Origin of the sequence: Roseomonas sp. AR75 (genome assembly GCF_005222815.1) — a bacterium.
Lineage (GTDB): Bacteria > Pseudomonadota > Alphaproteobacteria > Acetobacterales > Acetobacteraceae > Falsiroseomonas.
This window is the reverse complement of the sequence record NZ_STGB01000002.1, coordinates 854962-873635: the sequence shown is the minus strand read 5'-3', so window position 1 is coordinate 873635 and position 18674 is coordinate 854962. Positions and strand designations below refer to the sequence as shown.

Annotated in this window: 19 protein-coding genes; 6 read left to right on the top strand and 13 right to left on the bottom strand. The window is 71.4% G+C overall.

What is annotated here, in order from left to right; all coding sequences use genetic code 11:
- The 6 genes from E4T13_RS12065 to E4T13_RS12040 all read right to left on the bottom strand — a co-directional run.
- Window positions 1-635, bottom strand: a 635-nt coding sequence (locus E4T13_RS12065) for an Ig-like domain-containing protein (protein ID WP_206030150.1), incomplete at its 3' end; no start/stop codon positions are given.
- 76 nt (window positions 636-711) lie between these two features.
- Window positions 712-1395 carry a PEP-CTERM sorting domain-containing protein gene (locus E4T13_RS12060; RefSeq protein ID WP_170984956.1) on the bottom strand — a complete coding sequence of 228 codons (684 nt, stop codon included), beginning with the start codon at window positions 1393-1395 and terminating at the stop codon, window positions 712-714.
- 339 nt (window positions 1396-1734) lie between these two features.
- Window positions 1735-2181 carry a dUTP diphosphatase gene (dut, locus tag E4T13_RS12055; protein WP_137178491.1) on the bottom strand — a complete coding sequence of 149 codons (447 nt, stop codon included), beginning with the start codon at window positions 2179-2181 and terminating at the stop codon, window positions 1735-1737.
- Window positions 2181-3365 carry a bifunctional phosphopantothenoylcysteine decarboxylase/phosphopantothenate--cysteine ligase CoaBC gene (gene coaBC, locus E4T13_RS12050; protein ID WP_137178490.1) on the bottom strand — a complete coding sequence of 395 codons (1185 nt, stop codon included), beginning with the start codon at window positions 3363-3365 and terminating at the stop codon, window positions 2181-2183. Before coaBC ends, dut begins: the two co-directional genes overlap by 1 nt.
- A gap of 11 nt (window positions 3366-3376) precedes the next feature.
- Entirely contained in the window at window positions 3377-3802 is a 426-nt protein-coding gene (locus E4T13_RS12045; RefSeq protein WP_240791086.1) for a PaaI family thioesterase, read from the bottom strand.
- A complete protein-coding gene (locus E4T13_RS12040; protein ID WP_137178489.1) occupies window positions 3799-4536 on the bottom strand; it encodes a class I SAM-dependent methyltransferase in 738 nt (245 codons plus the stop codon). Before E4T13_RS12040 ends, E4T13_RS12045 begins: the two co-directional genes overlap by 4 nt.
- 57 nt (window positions 4537-4593) lie before the next feature.
- Here E4T13_RS12040 and mutM point away from each other — a divergent pair, with 57 nt between their 5' ends.
- The 4 genes from mutM to dnaA all read left to right on the top strand — a co-directional run bounded on the left by mutM (window position 4594) and on the right by dnaA (window position 8511).
- Window positions 4594-5493: a bifunctional DNA-formamidopyrimidine glycosylase/DNA-(apurinic or apyrimidinic site) lyase gene (gene mutM, locus E4T13_RS12035; protein WP_137178488.1), complete on the top strand. Its 900-nt coding sequence runs from the start codon at window positions 4594-4596 to the stop codon at window positions 5491-5493.
- Window positions 5494-5551: 58 nt separating this feature from the next.
- Entirely contained in the window at window positions 5552-6328 is a 777-nt protein-coding gene (locus E4T13_RS12030; RefSeq protein WP_137178487.1) for an enoyl-CoA hydratase, read from the top strand.
- A gap of 115 nt (window positions 6329-6443) precedes the next feature.
- Complete coding sequence (gene rpsT, locus E4T13_RS12025; RefSeq protein WP_137178486.1) at window positions 6444-6716, top strand: 30S ribosomal protein S20; 273 nt, start codon at window positions 6444-6446, stop codon at window positions 6714-6716.
- Between the two features lie 349 nt (window positions 6717-7065).
- Window positions 7066-8511, top strand: coding sequence for a chromosomal replication initiator protein DnaA (dnaA, locus tag E4T13_RS12020; RefSeq protein WP_137178560.1), 1446 nt, complete (start codon window positions 7066-7068; stop codon window positions 8509-8511).
- 50 nt (window positions 8512-8561) lie between these two features.
- Here the strand turns inward: dnaA and E4T13_RS12015 are convergent, their stop codons facing one another.
- Window positions 8562-9536 (bottom strand): tripartite tricarboxylate transporter substrate binding protein, encoded by a 975-nt coding sequence (locus tag E4T13_RS12015; RefSeq protein ID WP_137178485.1) that lies wholly within the window; start codon window positions 9534-9536, stop codon window positions 8562-8564.
- A 110-nt stretch (window positions 9537-9646) separates the two neighbouring features.
- Between E4T13_RS12015 and E4T13_RS12010 the strand changes: the two genes are divergently transcribed.
- Both E4T13_RS12010 and E4T13_RS12005 read left to right on the top strand, forming a co-directional pair.
- Entirely contained in the window at window positions 9647-10633 is a 987-nt protein-coding gene (locus tag E4T13_RS12010) for a tripartite tricarboxylate transporter substrate-binding protein (RefSeq protein WP_137178484.1), read from the top strand.
- 44 nt (window positions 10634-10677) lie between these two features.
- Window positions 10678-12282, top strand: coding sequence for a glycosyltransferase family 39 protein (locus E4T13_RS12005; RefSeq protein ID WP_137178483.1), 1605 nt, complete (start codon window positions 10678-10680; stop codon window positions 12280-12282).
- Here the strand turns inward: E4T13_RS12005 and E4T13_RS12000 are convergent.
- The 6 genes from E4T13_RS12000 to E4T13_RS11975 form a co-directional block, all read right to left on the bottom strand.
- Window positions 12245-13045: a YdcF family protein gene (locus tag E4T13_RS12000; protein WP_206030149.1), complete on the bottom strand. Its 801-nt coding sequence runs from the start codon at window positions 13043-13045 to the stop codon at window positions 12245-12247. The two genes, E4T13_RS12005 and E4T13_RS12000, sit on opposite strands and share 38 nt — an antisense overlap.
- Window positions 13042-13914 carry a glycosyltransferase family 2 protein gene (locus E4T13_RS11995; RefSeq protein WP_137178482.1) on the bottom strand — a complete coding sequence of 291 codons (873 nt, stop codon included), beginning with the start codon at window positions 13912-13914 and terminating at the stop codon, window positions 13042-13044. Before E4T13_RS11995 ends, E4T13_RS12000 begins: the two co-directional genes overlap by 4 nt.
- Window positions 13914-14792: a glycosyltransferase family 2 protein gene (locus E4T13_RS11990; RefSeq protein ID WP_137178481.1), complete on the bottom strand. Its 879-nt coding sequence runs from the start codon at window positions 14790-14792 to the stop codon at window positions 13914-13916. The genes E4T13_RS11995 and E4T13_RS11990 overlap by 1 nt, the downstream gene beginning before the upstream one ends.
- Window positions 14789-15910: a glycosyltransferase gene (locus E4T13_RS11985; protein WP_137178480.1), complete on the bottom strand. Its 1122-nt coding sequence runs from the start codon at window positions 15908-15910 to the stop codon at window positions 14789-14791. Before E4T13_RS11985 ends, E4T13_RS11990 begins: the two co-directional genes overlap by 4 nt.
- Window positions 15911-16023: 113 nt before the next feature.
- Window positions 16024-17082, bottom strand: coding sequence for a glycosyltransferase family 1 protein (locus E4T13_RS11980; protein WP_240791085.1), 1059 nt, complete (start codon window positions 17080-17082; stop codon window positions 16024-16026).
- Window positions 17079-18608, bottom strand: coding sequence for a flippase (locus E4T13_RS11975; protein WP_170984955.1), 1530 nt, complete (start codon window positions 18606-18608; stop codon window positions 17079-17081). Before E4T13_RS11975 ends, E4T13_RS11980 begins: the two co-directional genes overlap by 4 nt.
- Window positions 18609-18674 lie beyond the last annotated feature (66 nt).

The window sequence follows — 18674 nt, the reverse complement described above, 5'->3', positions numbered from 1 at the left end:
CCCTTCGCCGGCTGCGTCACCGCCGCGATGGCCAGGCTGTCGCTGTCCGCGTCGGTATCGTTCGACAGCAGCCCGGCCAGCACCGTCGTGCCGTCCTCCGCCGCCGCCACGCTGTCATCGCCGGCTTGGGGCGGCGTGTTCGGGCTGCTCTCCACCTCCGGCGCGGTACCGGTCGCCTTCACAGTCATCACGCGCGGCCCGCCGCCCGTGCCGACGCTGCTGACCACCGCGCCGAACTTGACGCCGCTGAAATCCTCGAGCGTCAGCGCCTGGCTCGCATGCTGCAGGGTGAAGGTGACACTGCGGATGTCGTCGGCGCCGGCGGCCGAGGCAGTGCCGAAGGCGATACCCATGTCGAAGGCGGAGGACGCGCCGGCCATGTTCACGCCGCCGCCCAGGTTGCTCACGCCGTTCGCGGCCTGCTGCACCGTGCCGACCGGGCTGGTGCTGCCGGTCACGCTCAGCCCGCCCAGAAGGCTCTCGTCGCCGAGATGGAAGAACAGCCCGCGCAGGTCGCCGACGACCGGCCCTGCATTCAACGCGGCCGTCACCTGCAGCTTGCCGTCCTCGGTCTGGACGACGGTGATGCGGACGCCGGGGCCACCAGCAAGGGTGAAGCTCATCGTCGGCTGCATGGCGATATCCTCAGTGTATCAATGCGTATCCGGAACATGCGGGGTTGCGCATGTCCGATGGGCGCACCTGATTTTTTCAGGCCGAGGGAGTGCGGCGGCGGAGGGCCAGCAGGCCCACCAACCCGAACGCGAAGAGCCCGAGCGCCGCCGGCGCAGGCACGTCCGCGATCTCACGGACGGTGACGGTCAGCGACGTCACGCGGTCCACGAAATAGGAGAGCAGGACGCCCCCATTCCCGTCCTCGAGGGACAGGCCGAAGGTCACCGTGGCGTTGGCAGGGAAGGGCGGGAACACGAAGTTCTGGAACAGGTCGGTGCTCGGGACGAAATCGTCCGTGTCGCTCTGGATGCTGGCATTGATCAGCAGCGTCCCGCCGAAGATTCCGAAGGAGGACTGCGCGCTGATCGAGGCCGGGACTCCACCGACCGTGTCGAGCTTGCTGATCGCGTAGATGCCGCCGGCGCTGGACGCCCCGCTGCTGTCGATCACGTCGGTGCCACCATCGGTCGTGATGGTCGCCTGCAACACGTCGAACAGGGCGACCGCGAAGACCGGATCGGGGAACAGCGTCGCTGGGTTCACCCGGAAGCGCTGCTCGATCGTTGAAGTCGTGCCGATCAGGGATGGCTCACTGCTGTCCGTGATCGTGCCGCTGGCCACCACCGTGATCAGGGTCGCGGCCTGCACCGCCTGCGCGGTGAGCACGCCCAGGGCGATGACGGCGGCGGTCAGGACACCAAGGAAGCGACGCACAACCATGAACTGGTCCCCCACAACCGGAAGGCGAATTTCAGATGGCCCTTTTTCGGCCGATCTACTCGGCCACATTGTAAAGCAAAGGTTGTGCCGTTCGCCAAGCTTATTGTTCCGCAAGGGCTTGTGAGGCTGGGGATCGCCGGCTCTGGGCGAACTGTCAAATTTTTCGACGTCCTGGCGCCAGGCTGTGGTGATCTCTGCAACCAGTGCACGAAGAATCCGGCAGAGTCTTCCATTCTTGGAAGCGGTGCGGGAGAGCAGCCTCTGCTGTGCGGAACGCCTGTTCCATGCTTCAGGACCAGCAGTTTGCGGCCCGTTCCTGCCGAGGCGCGCCGGGCCGCTTTACCCGAGTCCGGTGCTTCCGAACCCGCCCTCGCCGCGCCGACTGTAAGGCAGGGTTTCCACCTCCCGCCACTGTCCCCGGCTGACCGGGGCGATCACAGCCTGGGCGATCCGCATGCCGCGCTCCACCGTAAAGGCCTCGCGCCCGGCGTTCATGACGATCACCTGCAATTCGCCCCGATAATCCTCGTCCACCGTGCCCGGGCTGTTCGGCAGGGTGATGCCATGTTTCAGCGCAAGGCCGCTGCGCGGCCGCACCTGCAACTCATGGCCAGGCGGCAGGGCGACGCAGAGGCCGGTCGGCACCAGCACCCGCTCGCCCGGCGCGATGGTGAGCGGGGCCGTCACCGCCGCGACCAGGTCCATTCCTGCCGCGCCCTCCGTGGCATAGCTCGGCAGCGGCAGGCCCTCGGCATGCGGCAGGCGGGTGACCAGGATTTCCAGCATCAGGCGAGCGCCTCCGCGATCCGGGCCGCGAGCCGCCCGGCGACCTCCGCCTTCGGCATGCGCGGCCAGTCCTCCACCCCGGCCTCGGTGACGAGGTGCACGGTGTTCTCCGCCCCGCCCATCACGTCGCCCGAGACGTCATTGGCCACGATCCAGTCGCAGCCCTTGCGCAAGCGCTTGGCCTTGGCGTGCTCGACGACCTTTTCCGTCTCCGCCGCGAAGCCGACGACCAGGCGGGGGCGCCCGGTGTCCAGGCCGGCGATGGTTGCCAGGATGTCCGGGTTGAGGGTCAGGCGGATCTCGGGCGGCTGCGCGCCCGGTTCCTTCTTGATCTTCTGGGTCGGCGCCGCCTCTGGCCGGAAATCGGCGACGGCCGCGTTGAACACCGCGGCATCGGCGGGCAGCGCGGCCTGCACCGCCGCCAGCATTTCCCGCGCGCTCTCGATCCGCCGGAGCGTGACGCCGGCTGGGTCGGGCAGGGCGACCGGGCCGCTGACCAGCGTCACCCGCGCGCCGAGCGCGGCCAGCGCCGCGGCGATGGCATAGCCCTGCCGGCCGGAGGAGCGGTTGGCGATGTAGCGCACCGGGTCGATCGCCTCCTGCGTCGGCCCGGCGGTGACGATCACGTGCCGGCCGGAGAGCGGTCCGGCGGCGAAGTGCCGCTCCATGGCAGCGAGGATCGCCGGTGGCTCGGCGAGGCGGCCGAGCCCGCTTTCCGGCTCCGCCATCGGCCCTTCCTCGGGCCCGACGAAGGCGACGCCGCGCCCGCCGAGCATCGCGACATTGGCCGCGTTCGCGGGATGCGCCCACATGGCGGGGTTCATCGCCGGCGCGGCAAGGACCGGCGCGCGGGTGGCCAGCAGCACCGTGGTCGCGAGGTCGTCCGCGAGCCCGTTCGCCATGCGCGCCAGCAGGTTGGCGCTGGCCGGTGCCAGCACCACCAGGTCGGGCCAGCGGGCCAGGCGGATATGGCCGATCTCGGCCTCGGCCGCCCACAGGTCGTCATGCACGCGGCTGCCGGAGATGCCGGCCAGCGCTTCCTTCGTAACGAAGCGCGCGCCGCCGGCGGTCAGGATGGGCATGACCTCGGCGCCCGCCTTGCGCAGCAGGCGGATCAGCTCCAGCGCCTTGTAGGCGGCCACGGAGCCGGAGACGACCAGCAGGATCTTGCGGCCTTGCAGCATGGGCGCGGAGGTTAGCGTGCGTCCGGCCGCGCGGCCATCATGGTCGCGAGCATCGTCGCCGCCAGCGCCTCCCGTCCGTCCGGCTGGCGCATATGCACATCGGCACGGCAGAAGCTCAGTGTGCGCCCGGGTTTGAGCACTTCGCCGCGGGCGATGGCGGCAAGGCCGGCGCCGGGGCGCAGGAAGCTGGTCTTGAACTCGACCGAGAGCACCTCGCAGTCTTCCGGCAGCATCGACATCGCCGCGAAGCCGCAGGCATTGTCGGCCAAGGTGGTCAGCACGCCCGCGTGGAACAGGCCATGATGCTGGGTGAGATCGGCGCGGAAATCGCAGGCGATCTCGCAGCGTCCCGGCTCCAGGGCCACCAGCGCCGCGCCAAGCGTGCGCATGAAGCCCTGCGCGGCGAAGGCCGCGCGCACGCGGTCGAGCTGGCTCACAGCCGCCAGCCGGTGTGGATCGCGACGATCCCGCCGGACAGGTTGCGCCACGCCACGCGCTCCAGCCCCGCCCTCTCCATCATGCCGGCGAGCGTCGGCTGGTCGGGGAATTTCGCGATGCTCTCGGCCAGGTATTCGTAGCTCGCCCGGTCCTTCGCCACGCGCGCGCCGATCTCCGGCAGGATGCGGAAGTTCCAGGTCTCGTAGAGCTTCTCGAGCGCCGCGACCTCCAGCTTCGAGAATTCGAGGCAGTGGAACCGCCCGCCGGGCCGCAGCACGCGCCGCGCCTCCCGCAGCACGGCGTCCTTGTCGGTGCAGTTGCGAAGGCCGAAGGCGATCGAGACCTTCTCCACGCTGCGGTCGGGCAGCGGGATGTGCTCGGCGTCCACGACGACGAACTCGATGCGCTCGACGATACCGCGGTCCAGCGCGCGCTTGCGCCCGACCTCCAGCATCTCCGCGTTGATATCGGTGAGGATCACGCGCTTCGCGCCCGCGGCCAGCGCGCCGAAGGCGATGTCCCCGGTGCCGCCGGCGAGGTCGAGCAGCGTCTCCCGCGGGGAGCAGGCGATGGCATTGACGAAGATGCGCTTCCAGATCCGGTGGATGCCGAGCGACATCAGGTCGTTCATCAGGTCGTAGCGCGGCGCCACGCTGTCGAAGACCTCGCGCACCAGGCTGGCCTTTTGGCCCTTCGGCACCTCGCGGAAGCCGAAATCGGTTGTCTCGTTCATCGGCGGCAACTTGGCGGAAGCCGCGGGGCGCGGCAAGGAAGGGACGAAGGGGGAAAGATGCCCGAACTGCCCGAAGTCGAGACGGTGATGCGCGGCCTCGCCGCCGTGATGGACGGACGGCGCATCGCCCGCGCCGAGACGACGCGCCCCGACATGCGCTGGCCCTTCCCGCCTCGCCTGGCCGAACGCCTGACCGGCGCGACCGTCACCGGCTTCCGGCGGCGCGGGAAATACATCCTGGCACGGCTCGACACGGCGGAAAGCCTGCTGATCCATCTCGGCATGTCCGGGCGGCTGGTCGCGCGGCCGATGGAGGGCCCGCGCGTGCCCTGGATGGGGCCGACCGGCCGCTTCTCCGATGCCCGCGGGCATAACGGTCCTCCGGAAGCGCACGAGCACCTGGTGATGGAGACGGCCGACGGCACGCGCATCGGTTTCGTGGACCCGCGCCGCTTCGGCTGCGTGGATTTGATGCCGACCGCGGCGGAGGACGATCACAAGCTGCTGCGCGACCTCGGCCCCGAGCCGCTGGAGGACGCCTTCACCCCCGCCGTGCTCGCGGGCGCACTGGCGGGGAAGCATACGCCGATGAAGGCCGCGCTGCTCGACCAGAAGGTCGTCGCCGGGCTTGGCAACATCTATGTGGCGGAGGCGCTGTTCCGCGCGGGCATCTCGCCGCAGCGCCAGGCGCATACCGTGCCGGGCAGGCGCGCCGCGCGTCTGGTGCCCGCGATCAAGGCGGTGCTGCAGGAGGCGATCGGCGCCGGCGGCTCCTCGCTGCGCGACTATGTCCGGGCCGATGGCGAGCTCGGCCGCTTCCAGGACCGCTTCGCCGTCTACGATCGCGAAGCCGCGCCCTGTCCGCTCTGTCCCGGTCCGGCGGCGGGCTGTGCCGGCGTGCGCCGCATCGTGCAGTCCGGGCGCTCCACCTTCTGGTGTCCGCGCACCCAGCGTTGAGCGGCGGCGCGAAGCGCGCTACCGAGAAGGCCGCCGCACGCGGACGAGGAAAGCCCCCATGGCCCATGAGATGATCCTGGTGGAGACGCGCGGGCGCGTCGGCCTGATCACCCTGAACCGCCCCAAGGCGCTGAATGCGCTCTGCGACCAGTTGATGGAAGAGCTCGGCCACGCGCTGCGCGCCTTCGACGCCGATCCCGCGATCGGCGCCATCGTGCTGACCGGCAGCGAGAAGGCCTTCGCCGCCGGCGCCGACATCAAGGAGATGAAGGACCGCAGCTACCCCGCGGTCTACATCGAGGATTTCATCGGCAAGCGCTGGGAAGCGGTGCTGACCATCAAGAAGCCGGTGATCGCCGCGGTGGCGGGCTTCGCGCTCGGCGGCGGCTGCGAGCTGGCGATGATGTGCGACATGATCATCGCCGCCGAAAACGCGAAGTTCGGCCAGCCCGAGATCAACCTGGGCGTCATCCCCGGCGCCGGCGGCACGCAACGCCTGACCCGCGCCGTCGGCAAGTCCAAGGCGATGGAGATGGTGCTCACCGGGCGGATGATGGACGCGGCGGAAGCCGAGCGGTCCAACCTGGTCACGCGCATCGTGCCTGTCGCGGATCTCGTGCCCGAAGCGGTGAAGATCGGCGAGAAGATCGCGAGCCTCTCCGCGCCCTCCGTCGCGATGGCGAAGGAGGCGGTGAACGCCGCCTACGAGACCACGCTGCGCGAGGGCGTGCGCTTCGAGCGGCGGCTGTTCCTCAGCCTGTTCTCCACGGAGGACCAGAAGGAAGGCATGGCCGCCTTCGCCGAGAAGCGGCCGGCGCAGTTCCGCCACCGCTGATGGTTCCGGGCGGCGCATTGACTCGCGCGACGCCCGGGGATTAGAACCCGCCCCTTCGCTGACGGGGGATCCCTCGTCGGCCCTCCAACCTTTCCTGGTCAGATACACGCGGCACATGGCCAACACCGACTCCGCGCGCAAGCGCATCCGACAGATCGAGAAGCGCACGGCGCGCAACCGCGCCCGCAAGTCCCGTGTGCGCACCTTCCTCCGCAAGGTCGAGCAGGCTATCGCCGCCGGCGACAAGGGTGCCGCGCAGGAGGCGTTCCGCGCCGCCCAGCCGGAGTTGCAGCGCGCCGCCACCAAGGGCGTGATGCACGACAACACGGTTGCGCGGAAGCTCTCGCGCCTGACCGCGCGCATCAAGAGCATCGCCGCTTCGGCCTGAATCGTCTGCAGACGGAGCGCGTTCGCGCTCCGGTCCCGTTGCAGCGATACGCCGCCCCGCGCTAGGTTGCAGGCAATAGCCGCAGCCTGGGCGCGAGCGGGATTACTTCCGATACTCAGTGATCGTCTTTCATCGTGCGGAAGTTGTCCGCGCGAGTTTTTTGCGTGCCTGGGCGAATGCTGCCGCGAGGCAAAGTTATCATTTGCGGCGGCATGCGTCGTCGCGGTAGCCTTCGTGAAGGGGGTCGGCGTAGCGCTGGTGCGTGCGTCGTCGCCCGCGGCGGGTCCTCCGCCGCGGGGCTCAGCAGGGTCTGGTCGAAAACGGCCGGAGAGGGTGGCAGGTGCGTCTCATGGAGAATGCGGTCGGTCCGTCGTCTTCTCCCGCCCAGGCGCAGGTCGCCGAGGTCTGGGCACGGATCCGGGGCCGCTTGCGCGAAGAGGTGGGTGAAGCGGAATACCGCTCCTGGCTGCGGCAGATGACGCTCGCGGCGCTGCAGGGCGACGAGGTCGTCGTGCTGCTGCCCACCCGCTTCCTGCGCGACTGGGTGCGCGGCCACTACGGCGACCGGCTTCAGGCGCTGTGGCAGACGGAGATCCCCGCGGTCCGCCGGGTCGAGTTCCGCGTCATGGCGGGCGCCGCCGCGCAGAAGGAGGCCGAGGCGGAGGCCCCGCAGCCGCAGCCGAACGGCCATGCAACGGGCCTCGCCGAGCCCATCCGCCCGAAGGCAGAGCCACGCAACGACGGCCGCAGCGACTGGTCGGCGCCGCTCGACCCGCGCTTCACCTTCGACACCTTCGTGGTCGGCAAGCCGAACGAGTTCGCGCATGCCTGCGCCCGCCGCGTGGCGGAGCGGCCTGCGACGCCGGGCTTCAACCCGCTCTTCCTCTATGGCGGCGTGGGGCTGGGCAAGACGCATCTGATGCACGCCATCGCCTGGGCGATCCGCGAGCGCGGCGCGCAGGACGGGCGCGCGCCACTGACCGTGGCCTACATGAGCGCCGAGAAGTTCATGTACCGCTTCATCGCGGCGATCCGCAGCGGCTCCACCATCGAGTTCAAGGAGAGCCTGCGCAGCGTGGACGTGCTGCTGATCGACGACCTGCAGTTCCTGATCGGCAAGGACAACACGCAGGAGGAATTCTTCCACACGTTCAACGCGCTGGTGGATGACGGCAAGCAGATCATCGTCTCCTCCGACAAGCCGCCTTCCGACCTCGCCGGCATCGAGGACCGGCTGCGCACGCGGCTCGGCCAGGGCATGGTGGCGGACCTGCACGCGACCACCTACGAACTGCGCATTTCCATCCTGCAGGCCAAGGTGCAGCAGGCCGGCGTGCCGGTGCCGGCCAAGGTGCTGGAGTTCCTGGCGCACAAGATCACCAGCAACGTCCGGGAGCTGGAAGGCGCGCTGAACCGCCTGATCGCCCATGCCAACCTGTTCGGCCGGCCGGTGACCATGGAAAGCGCGCAGGAGGTGCTGCGCGACCTGCTGCGCGTGCTCGACCGCCGCGTGACGGTCGAGGAGATCCAGAAGCGCGTGGCGGAGCACTACAACATCCGCTTCTCCGACATGTCCTCGCCGCGGCGCGCGCGCAACGTGGCACGGCCGCGCCAGGTGGCGATGTACCTGGCCAAGCAGCTCACCACGCGATCGCTGCCGGAGATCGGCCGGCGCTTCGGCGGCCGCGACCACACCACCGTGATGCACGCGGTCAGCCGCGTCGCGGAGTTGATGCAGCAGGACACGGCCTTCGCCGAGGATGTCGAGCTGCTGCGCCGCATGCTGGAGACCTGACGCGCCACGGCCGAAGGCGCGGCCTTCGGCCGTTCCGCATGGGCGCCGGTTCAGGCTTCCGGCCGGAACCCGCTGTCGCGCACCACTTGGCCCCAGACGTCGCGATCCTTGCGGATGCGCGCGGCGAAGGCCTCCGGGCTGTCCACCGTCGGCAGGAATTCCAGCCGTTCCAGCGCCTGCCGCACCTCCGGCGTCTGCGCCGCCGCCTGCACGGTGCGGTACAGCGCGGCCACCGTCGCCGGCGGCGTTCGGGCCGGAAGGAACAGCCCCATCCACTCGCTGATCGTCAGTTGCGGAAAGCCGGCCTCCGCCAGGGTCGGGACATCGGGCAGCCGTGGCAGCCGCGCCGCGCTGGAGACCGCCAGGATGCGCAGCCCCTTTCCGTCATGCGGCACGAGATCCGACAGCACCGCCACCACCAGCGGCACCCTGCCGGCCAGCGTGTCCTGCACGGCGGGTGCGGCGCCGCGATAGGGCACATGGGTCAGCCGCGCCCCCACCGCGCGGCCGATCATGTCGCCGACGAAGTGCGGGCCGGAGCCCGAGCCGGGCGAGCCATACGGCACCTCCTGCGGCTGCGCCCTGAGCCACGCCACCAGTTCCGCGAAGCTGCGCGCGGGATGGCCGGCCGGGACGGCCAGGCCGAAGCCGAAATCGCAGAGCGTGCAGACCGGCACGAAATCGGTCAGCGCGTCGTAGCGGACCTCCCGCGGGAAGATGTGCGGCTGCAACGTCATGACGCTGGCCGGCGTCATCAGCATCGTCGTGCCGTCCGGCTCGGCCGCCTTCACGGCATCCACCGCCAGGCGGCCGGATGCGCCGGGCCGGTTCTCGACGATGGCCGCAGGCGCATAGGCGGGGCGCAGACGCTCCGCATAGAGGCGGGCGACCAGGTCCGTCGGCCCGCCCGCGGCGAAGCCGACCAGCATGCGCGCGTTGCGCGGCACGGCCTGACCCCAGGCCTGCCGCCCCGCTGCCAGCCCGGCGCCCAGCGCCAGCATGCCCCTGCGGCCCATTGCGGCCATGACGTCCTCCCGGTTCCGTCTCGCTGGCCGGATTGTTATGGTCTATAAGTGAGAGCCGCAAGCGCCGCCGCCCGAACGGCAGGCGCGACGACAGGGAGGACAGGATCCGCATGACCGCCATCATCCGCCGCCGGGCCGCGCTCGGCCTCGGCGCCGCCGCGCTGGCGCTGCCGGCGCTCCCCGCGGGCGCGCAGACCGTGCGGCGCAACGCGCGGCTGGTCATCGGCTTTCCGCCCGGCGGCTCCTCCGACGTCGTCGCGCGGATCTATGCCGAGAAGCTGCGCGGCAGCTACGCGCCGAACGTGATCGTGGATGGCCGCCCCGGCGCCGCCGGGCGCATCGCGGTGGAGCATGTCCGCGACGCCGAGAAGGACGGTACGGTATTCCTGCAGACGCCCGCCTCGATGCTGACGGTGCAGCCGCATGTGTTCCCGCGGGAGGTCCGCTACGACGCGCTGACCGACCTGATCCCGGTCAGCACCGTCTGCACCTTCCCCTTCGCGCTCAGCGTGCCGATGAACCACCCCGCAAGGAATCTGGCCGAATGGGCCGCCTGGTCGCGCGCGCAGACCGGCGAGACGCCCTGGGCTTCGCCGGCCGCGGGCTCGGTGCCGCATTTCATCGGCATCATGCTGGGACGCCGGCTCGGTCTGCGGCTGGAGCACGTGCCCTATCGCGGCGGGGCGCCGGCGGTGCAGGACGTGATCGGCGGCCGCCTGCCGCTGTTCATCGGCGTGCTCAGCGAGGTGCTGCCGCAGCATGGCAGCGGGTTGCGCATCATCGCCGTCACCTCCGACAGCCGCTTCGCCAAGCTGCCGGACGTGCCGACGCTCGCCGAGCTCGGCTACCCGGAGCAGAGCGCGGAGGAATGGTTCGGCGCGCTGCTGCCGGCCGGCACGCCCGCGCCGGTGGTCGAGGGCCTGCATGCCGCGATCCGCAGCGCGGCGGCCTCCCCCGAAGTGCGGGGTGCGCTGGAGCGCCTGGAGTTCCTGCCGACGACCTCCGCGACGCCGCAGGCCTTCGCCGACCGTATCCGGCGGGAGCGCGACCTCTGGGGCGTCGTGGTGCGCGAGAGCGGCTTCAAGCCCGAGGGCTGAAGCCGGCTTGCGCAACAGCGTCGGGCATGGCCAGGGTAGCGGCCATGCCTGAAGCGCCCATCCTCCGCGCCACGGATCGCGTCAGCAGCTTCGGTCTCCGCGATGTCGCGGCGATCCTGATCATCTGCGTCGCCGCGCTGCTGTTCCGCAGCACCTCCTTCATTCCCGCCGTCGTGGACACCGACGAGGGGCTGTACATGGTCCAGGCGCGGGAATGGCTGCGCGGCGGCTGGCCGCTCGTCGCCGCCTGGGACATGCATCCCGTCGGCGCGCCGGCCCTGTTCGCCGTCGCCTTCCTGGTCTTCGGCGTCTCGGTGGAGGCGGCGAGGCTGTTGGGGGTGATCTGCGTCGCGATCACCGGCAGCGCGCTGTTTGCCGCCGCGCGGGCGGTCGGCGCGCCGCGCAGCATCGGCGCCGCCGCCGGGGTGCTCTATGCGGCGCAGTCGGTGCTGCTGACGGGCCTCAGCGTCAACACGGAACTGCTCATTGCGCCCTTCGTCGCCAGCGCCATGGCGCTCGGCATGCGCGGCGTCGCGCGCGCGCTGCGGCCGGTGCCGGAAGCGCCGGGCACCGGCGTCATCGTGGCCGCCGGCCTGCTGGTGGGATGCGCGCTGCTGGTCAAGCAGGTGGTGGTGCCCACGGGCTGCCTGGTCTTCGCGCTGCTGACCCTGCCCGCCCTGATGCGCGGCGTGCTGCCCTGGCGGCGGCTCTTCGCCTATGCCGGGCTCTATGCGGTGCTCTGCGCCGGGCCGTTCCTGCTGATGGGTCTGGTCTATTGGGTGCAGGGCTGGCTGCCGCAGTATCTGGATGGCTCGCTGCTCGCGCCGTTCCGCTATTCGATGGAGCGCATCGCGGGGTGGGAGGCGCTGCGGCGCATCATCGCGGCCGCGCTGCTGCTGGGCTTCGGCATCGCCGCCGCGCTGGTGGCGCTGCTGACCTGGCGGCCGCGCCGGGCGGCGCAGCCGATGGCCCTGCTCACCGCCCTGGCGGCCATGTGGTTCGCGGTGGCCTCCGCGGCGATCGCCGGGCCGGGCTTCTATTTCGCCCACTACTTCCTGCTGTGGCTGCCTTCGCTCTCGCTGCTCGCCGCGGTGGGGGCGTGGCGCGTGGCGGGCTTCATCGCTCGCCCGGGGCTGAACCGCGCGGCCTTCGCCGGGGTGATCGGCATCATCGCCGCCGACGCCTGGATGCATGAGCTGCAATGGCGGTTCGAGCGTGGCCCCGGGCTGATGCTGCGCGACCCGGCGCGGGAGGTTGCCGCGGCGGTGGCGGCGGCGGCCGGGCCGGGCGGCGACGCGTTCATCGCCAACTACCATCCCAGCGTCTACGTGATCTCCGGCGCGCGGCTTTCGACCCGTTTCCCCTTCCCGGCGCATCTGACCGGCGAGTTCGAGGACCTCTCGGACACCAGCACGGAGGCCGAGCTGGACCGTGTGCTGGCCGCGCGGCCGAAGGTGATCGTGGTGGATCGCGGCTGGATGCAGACGATGCGCCCCGCCGCCGCGGCGCAGGTGCTGGCGGCGATCCGCGACCACTACGCGCTGTTCACCACGGTGCAGGAACAGCGCGGCCCCGTGGAGATCTGGCGCCTGCGCGATCCGGCTGCCGTGCCTACGGCGCCGGAAACAGCGCGTCCGTCCGCCCCATGAGGCGATAGGCCAGCAGCCCCACCCATTCGCGCAGCGCCCATTCCGCCTGGTTCAGGCGCGTGGGGAAGGGCCATTGCCACCAGAGCGCCGGGTCGCGCGCCGTGGTGTAGTTCACCGGCCAGGGCAGCACCTGCCAGCCGGCCTGGCGGAAGCAGCCCATGCTGCGCGGCATGTGGCTGGCGGAGGTGACCAGCAGCCAGGTCTCGCCCGGCTTCGGCTGCACGAGCCGATGCGTCAGCACCGCATTCTCCCAGGTGTTGCGGCTTTCGTCCTCGAACACCAGGCGATCGGCCGGCAGGCCGAGATCGGCGAAGAGGCGGCGCGCCGTGTCGGCCTCGGTCGGGCCGCCGGGCACGATGGCGGAGGAGCCGCCGGTGAAGACGAGGCGCGCCTGCGGATAGCGCAGGGCGAGCGCCACGGCCTCGGTCATGCGCTCCGCGGCGCCGTTCAGCGCGGGGATGCCGCGCGCCTCGGTGAGCTGCTGCTCCACCGCGCCGCCGAGAACGATGATGCCGGTGACCTGTCCCGGCGGCGGCACGGGGCGGGCGAAGCGGTCCTCGAGCGGCAAGGTCAGCAGCGCGGAGACGGGCAGGACGAAGACCGCGACATACCAGCCGAGGCCGAGCGCCAGCGGCCAGCGCCCGAAGCGCCGCCCGCGCCAGAGCAGCGCCGCGCCGAGCACGGCGAGCACCAGCGCCAGCGTGTTCGGCCGCGCAAGCGACCAGAACAGCTTCGAGGCAACGAACAGAAGATCGTCCGTCACAGCTCGAGCACCCGCATCGGATGCATCCGGCCGCGCAGCAGGTCGGCGACTGCGATCAGGTTGCCGCGCAGCCGGCCCAGGCGGTCCACATGCGGCTCGGGGAAGGGGGCGCGGACGGCGTTCATCGCCAGGTGGCGCGCGACGGAGCGCAGCGCACGGTTCCAGGGATAGCTGCCCTTGCGCGCGAGGTAGAGCGAATTGGCCACCTGGCTGTAGCCGAGCTTGGTGCCGGGCACGCGGCCCGACTTGGTGCCGAGATGCACGCCCCGCGCCCCCGCCAGCCGCAGGATTGTTCCGTGCGCGCCGAGGCGCCGCGTCAGGTCCAGATCCTCGTACCAGCCATACAACGGAAGATTCTCGTCGAAGCGCAGCCCGTGTTCGCGCAGCGGGGTCAGGCGTAGCGCCATGTTGCAGCCATAGCCGTTGAAATGCGGCGCGACCGCCAGCGGATCGCCCGTGTCGCGATCCGCGGCGAGGATCGCACGGCCTTCCTCCACCGTGATGCCCGGCCCCTTGGCGCCGTCCGCGATCACGGTGCCGGTGGTGACGACGCAATCGGGATGCGCGGCGAGCACGCGCTCCGTCACGGCGAGGTGGTCGGGCGCCGCAAGAAAATCGTCGTCGAGGAACAGCACCGCATCGCAATCGCCGATCGCGTCCAGGATCGCGTTGCGCTGGCGCGGCAGGCCGGCGGGCGCGGTGATGAACTCGACGGCCGGGAAACGCGCCGGCAGGTCGGCGATGTCGCTCGCGTCGACATGGCAGACCAGCAGCCGGTCCGGCGCGCGGGTCTGGCGTGCCAGTTCCGCCAGCACTTCCGCCAGGATCGGCGCGCGGCCGCGCGTGGCGATGCCGATGGCGATGCGCATCAGGGCTGTCCCTGGATTGCCGGCCGCACGCGGCCGGCCGAGGCGCGGCGCTGCACGAAGCCCTCGGCGCGGCCGAGCAGCGTCATGCCGTAATAGGCGGCATCGCGCGGGCGCAGCTTCAGCAGGCTCACCGCCACGCCGCCCAGCGGACGTACTGCGAAGGGCAGCCAGACCGAGGCCGGCACGCCATGCCGGCGCAGCGCGAAGCCGAGCCCGCGACCGTACAGCCGCGCGCGCGCCGTCGCGACATCGGTCAGGCGCTTGTCCGGATGGATCACGCGCAGCGCCGGGTCATACGCGGCGTAGTGCCCTGCATTCACTGCGCGCAGCACGAGGTCGTTGCCCTCCGCGGAGCCGATCGGCGTGCCCGGCCCCATCTCCTCGTCGAAGCCGCCGAGCGCGAGCGCCAGCCTGCGCCGGAGCCAGAGGTTGAACTCGATCACGCTGGTCCACGCATTCTCCGCCGTGATCGGACCGGCTTCCATGCGCCAGCGGCCGGAGCCGAGGCCGCCGTCCGGGCTCTCCGCCGGGCCGGTCAGCACCATCAGCGCGGGCTCCGCCGCGAAGGCCGCGGCGACGCGATCCAGCACGCCGCGTGGATGCAGGCAGTCATCGTCGGGGAAGCCCACGATCTCGCCTTCCGCCGCGCGCAGGCCGAGGTTGCGCGCATGGTTCGCGTTGGCGACGGTGGAGCGCAGATGCGTCAGCTTCAGGCGCGCGAAATAGGGTGCCAGCACGGGGACCAGGCGGTCGTCGCCATTCTGGTCCACCACGATCACCTCGACATCGTCGCGGCCCTGCGCCAGCACGCTGTCGAGAAACTCCGCAATCTCCGTGGTGCGGCCGCGCGTGGCCATCACCAGGCTGAAGCGCATCATGGCGCCGGCATCCCGCGCGCCGCACAGGCGGCGCGGATCGCGTGCAGCAGGCGGTCGCGGAAGACGTCGTTCGAGAACCGCTCGGCATTGGCGCGGCAGGCTTCGGGGGCGATGGACAAGGTCTCGAAGCGGCGCACGGCCTCGGCGATGGAGGCGGCGGTCTGCTCGGGGAACAGCACGCCCGTCTCGCCGTCGCGTACGATGTCGGCGGCGCCGCCGCGGCGGAAGGCGATCAGCGGCGTGCCGCAGGCCTGCGCCTCCACCATGCCGATGCCGAAATCCTCCTCGGCCGGATAGAGGAAGGCGCGCGCGGATTGCAGCAGTGCGACAAGCTCCGCCTGCGGCACGCGGCCGAGGATGGTGATGTTCGGCGCGTCGCCCGCCGCCGCGCGCACCTTCGGCATCTCGGCGCCGTCGCCGGCGATGATCAGCTTGCGGTCGGGCATGGCGCGGAAGGCCTCCGCCACCAGGTCCACGCGCTTGTAGGCGACGAGGCGGGAGGCGATGACATAGGCGTCGCTCTTGCTTGGTCGGAAGGGGAAGCCCTCCACGTCCACCGGCGGGTGCACCACCGCGCTCTCCCGCCGCCACGCCTTGCGGATGCGCTCCGCGATCCAGGCGGAGTTCGCCAGGATCACGTCGGGCCGGGCGGAGGAGGCATGGTCCCACATCCGCAGCCGCGCCAGCAGCAGCCGCGTCAGCGCGCCCTTGATCCCGCGGTCGAGGCCGGACTGGCGCAGATACTGGTGCTGCAGGTCCCAGGCGTAGCGCATGGGGCTGTGGACGTAGCTGACATGCAGCGTCGCCGGCCCCGTGAGCGCACCCTTGGCGACGGCATGGTTGGACGAGATCACCAGATCGTAGCCCGAGAGGTCGAACTGCTCCACCGCCAGAGGCATCAGCCCGAGATAGTAGCGGAACCACTTTCGGGCGCGCGGCAGGCGCTGGATGAAGGAGGTGGTCGGCACCTTGCCTTGCAGGAAAGCGCGTTCGTCGTCGGGCAGGAAGTCGCAGATGGTGAAGAGGTCGGCATCCGGAAACAGCGCGAGCATCTGCTCCAGCACGCGTTCCGACCCCGCATAGGTGTCCATCCACTCATGGACTATTGCGATCTTCATCTTTGGGGTGCCCTCAAACGCCGGGCGCGCGCATCCGCGCGCTTGGCTTCGCGGCACTTGCCGCGGCCGCCATCCGGCGGCTCGGCCGGCCTTGCCGGCCGCAGGGATGCACGTCACTTCGCATGGTCATATTGGCGGACAAGGTCCATCAGGCGGCGCGCGGCCGCATCCCAGGAATACAGCGCCGCGCGCTCGCGCCCGGCTGTGCGCAGCGTATCGGCCAGGCCGGGCTCGTCCAGCAACCGCGTCAGCGCGGCGGCCGGCGTCGCGGGTCCGTCCGCGTCGAACCACAGTGCCGCATCACCGCACACCTCCGGCACGGCGCCGGCGCGCGACGCCAGAACCGGGCAGCCGCACCACATCGCCTCCAGCGGCGGGATACCGAAGCCCTCGTAGCGCGAGGGGAAGACCAGGCAGAGCGCGTTCTCGTACAGCGCGCGCAGCTCGGCATCCGTCACGCGGCCGAGCAGCCTGGTGCCGGCCGCGTCCGCCGCGCCGCTGAACACGCCGCCCTCCACCGCGCCGGCGACGGCCAGCACCATCCCCCGCGCCGCGAGCAGCCCCGCGGCTTCCTGCAGCGCGCCGAGGTTCTTGTGCGCGGCGCGCGTGCCGACCGCGAGCGCGTAGCGCCCCGGTGCGAGGCCGTGCTTCGCCAGCACGCCGGCATCGGGCGGCTCGCGCAGCACATGCTCGCCGCCTTCCGGCATCACCGCGATGCGGCCGGGGTCCAGCCGCAACCTTGCCGCCAGACGCGCGCGCGAGAATTCCGAGACGGTGATCACCTGCGCACCGAGCCGCGGCAGCGAGAGATGCAGCGTGCGATACCAGGCGCGGAAGGCGAGGGAATAGCTCTCGGGCGTGTCGAACACGCCGGCGTCGTGGATCACCACCATGCGCTTGCCGCCGCAGCGCAGCGGCGCGGTGTTGCCGAGGCTGATCAGCGTGGCGGGGTTCGACGCCTTCGGCAGGTCGAGCTGTTCCCAGCTCTGGCCCGTGCGGGCGCCGACATGCTCCACCGGCACTTCGCCGAGACGCTCCGGCGCGCCGGGCGGCGCCAGCAGCCGGAAGCGCAGCCCGTTGCGCGCCAGCGCCTGCGTCACCTCCGCGGCGAAGCGCTGCACGCCGGTGGTGCGCTGGGTCAGGAAGCGGCCATTGATGGTGAAGTCCGTCACGCCGGCTCGCCCCTCAGGACAGCGCGGATGCGCCAGGGCCGGCGCAGCAGGCCGCGCGCGTCGCGGCGTTCCGCGGCGGTCAGCGCGGCGATGCCCGCCACAGCGAAGCCTGCCAGCGCCAGGGCACCGATCAGCAGCAGCGCCGTGCTTCCCTCGAAGGCGAGCAGCGCCGCAAGGCCCACGCCACCCATGGCCAGCGGCAACGCCAGCGCGCGCGCCGCCTCGGCCGCGGCCGGATAGAGCCGTGCGCAGAAGAAAAGCCGCCCGGCCGCATCGGTTGCGCAGCGCACCGCCCAGGCGGCCGCCGCGCCCTCGATACCGAAGCGCAGCAGCAGCAGCACGGACAGCGGCAGGAACACCAGCGCCTGCAGCAGCTGCCACTTCGCGTTCACATCCGGCCGCCCGATCGCGTCCAGCAGCGCCCCCGGCGCGAAGGCCGCGCACGAAAAGAAGATGCCGACCGCGAGGATCTGCAGCACGCGCCCGCCGCCCTCCGCGAATTCCGTGCCGAGCCAGAGCTTCAGCAGCCAAGGCCCCGTCGCCACCAGCACCAGGCAGGCCGGCAGCACCGCCGCGAGGGTCAGCAGCGCGCCCCGCCGCAGCAGTCCGGCCGTCGCCACGGCATGCGTTGAATAGGCCGAGGCCATCGCCGGCAGCAGCGCCTGCGCCACAGCCACCGGCAGGATCCACATGCGCATCACCAGATCCAGCGGCGTCGCGTAGAAGGCCACCGCCGACAGCGTCAGGAACGCGCCGATCAGGAAGCGGTCGGCATAGAGCAGCGCCTGGGTCAGGATGCCGGATGCGCTCATCCAGCCGCCGAGACGCAGCAGCGGCGCCAGCACCGCCCAGCGCGGCCGGCGCACGCCAAGCCCCGGCAGGTCCCGCCGCGCCAGCCACAGATAGGTGACGGTGTTCGCCAGCCGGCAGGCGAGCAGCGCCAGGATCACGCCGACCAGGCTCTGCCAGACCAGCAGGACCAGCGCCGGGCCGACATAGTAGAAGATCGCGACGGGGATGGTGACCAAGTTCGCCTCTCGGAAACGCTGATGCGCCGCCAGCGCCCCCCACAGCGCGGCGTTCACCACCACCAGGGGCGCGGCCAGGCAGAGCAGGCGGAACGCCGTCACCGCCTCGGCCTGCAACGCCGGCGGCGTGTTCAGGACGCGCTCGACCAGCAGGGGCACGAAGACGAAGGCAAGCAGGGCCACCGCCCCGCTCAGCAGGGCCAGCGCGGTCATCGCCACACCCGCGAGATCGGCCGCTCCCTCCCGCTCGCCGGCGCCGATCCGCGCCGCCAGCGCCCGCGTCAGCGCCGCGCCGACGCCGAGGTCGAAGACGCCGAACACGCCCACCAGCGCCAGGGCCAGGGTGAACAGGCCCCAGCGCTCGATGCCCATCTGGTGGACCAGCACCGGGGTGAGCGCGAGGGCGAGCAGCAGCGGCAGCCCGCGCCCCGCGGCATTCCAAAGCGTCCCGGAGAGCAGACGTCCGCCGGAGGCGCGTTGTTCGGCCGTCTCGGCCATGACCTGCGCCATCCTCATGCAGCCCGCGGCGACCGCCGCGGGCCGTACCGCCTCAGCGGGCCTGGA

Coding starts and splice junctions, on each gene's coding strand:
- E4T13_RS12060 (WP_170984956.1), bottom strand. CDS start 1,395: ATGGTTGTGCGTCGCTTCCTTGGTGTCCTGACCGCCGCCGTCATCGCC.
- dut (WP_137178491.1), bottom strand. CDS start 2,181: ATGCTGGAAATCCTGGTCACCCGCCTGCCGCATGCCGAGGGCCTGCCG.
- coaBC (WP_137178490.1), bottom strand. CDS start 3,365: ATGCTGCAAGGCCGCAAGATCCTGCTGGTCGTCTCCGGCTCCGTGGCC.
- E4T13_RS12040 (WP_137178489.1), bottom strand. CDS start 4,536: ATGAACGAGACAACCGATTTCGGCTTCCGCGAGGTGCCGAAGGGCCAA.
- mutM (WP_137178488.1), top strand. CDS start 4,594: ATGCCCGAACTGCCCGAAGTCGAGACGGTGATGCGCGGCCTCGCCGCC.
- E4T13_RS12030 (WP_137178487.1), top strand. CDS start 5,552: ATGGCCCATGAGATGATCCTGGTGGAGACGCGCGGGCGCGTCGGCCTG.
- rpsT (WP_137178486.1), top strand. CDS start 6,444: ATGGCCAACACCGACTCCGCGCGCAAGCGCATCCGACAGATCGAGAAG.
- dnaA (WP_137178560.1), top strand. CDS start 7,066: ATGGAGAATGCGGTCGGTCCGTCGTCTTCTCCCGCCCAGGCGCAGGTC.
- E4T13_RS12015 (WP_137178485.1), bottom strand. CDS start 9,536: ATGGCCGCAATGGGCCGCAGGGGCATGCTGGCGCTGGGCGCCGGGCTG.
- E4T13_RS12010 (WP_137178484.1), top strand. CDS start 9,647: ATGACCGCCATCATCCGCCGCCGGGCCGCGCTCGGCCTCGGCGCCGCC.
- E4T13_RS12005 (WP_137178483.1), top strand. CDS start 10,678: ATGCCTGAAGCGCCCATCCTCCGCGCCACGGATCGCGTCAGCAGCTTC.
- E4T13_RS11995 (WP_137178482.1), bottom strand. CDS start 13,914: ATGCGCATCGCCATCGGCATCGCCACGCGCGGCCGCGCGCCGATCCTG.
- E4T13_RS11990 (WP_137178481.1), bottom strand. CDS start 14,792: ATGATGCGCTTCAGCCTGGTGATGGCCACGCGCGGCCGCACCACGGAG.
- E4T13_RS11985 (WP_137178480.1), bottom strand. CDS start 15,910: ATGAAGATCGCAATAGTCCATGAGTGGATGGACACCTATGCGGGGTCG.
- E4T13_RS11975 (WP_170984955.1), bottom strand. CDS start 18,608: ATGGCCGAGACGGCCGAACAACGCGCCTCCGGCGGACGTCTGCTCTCC.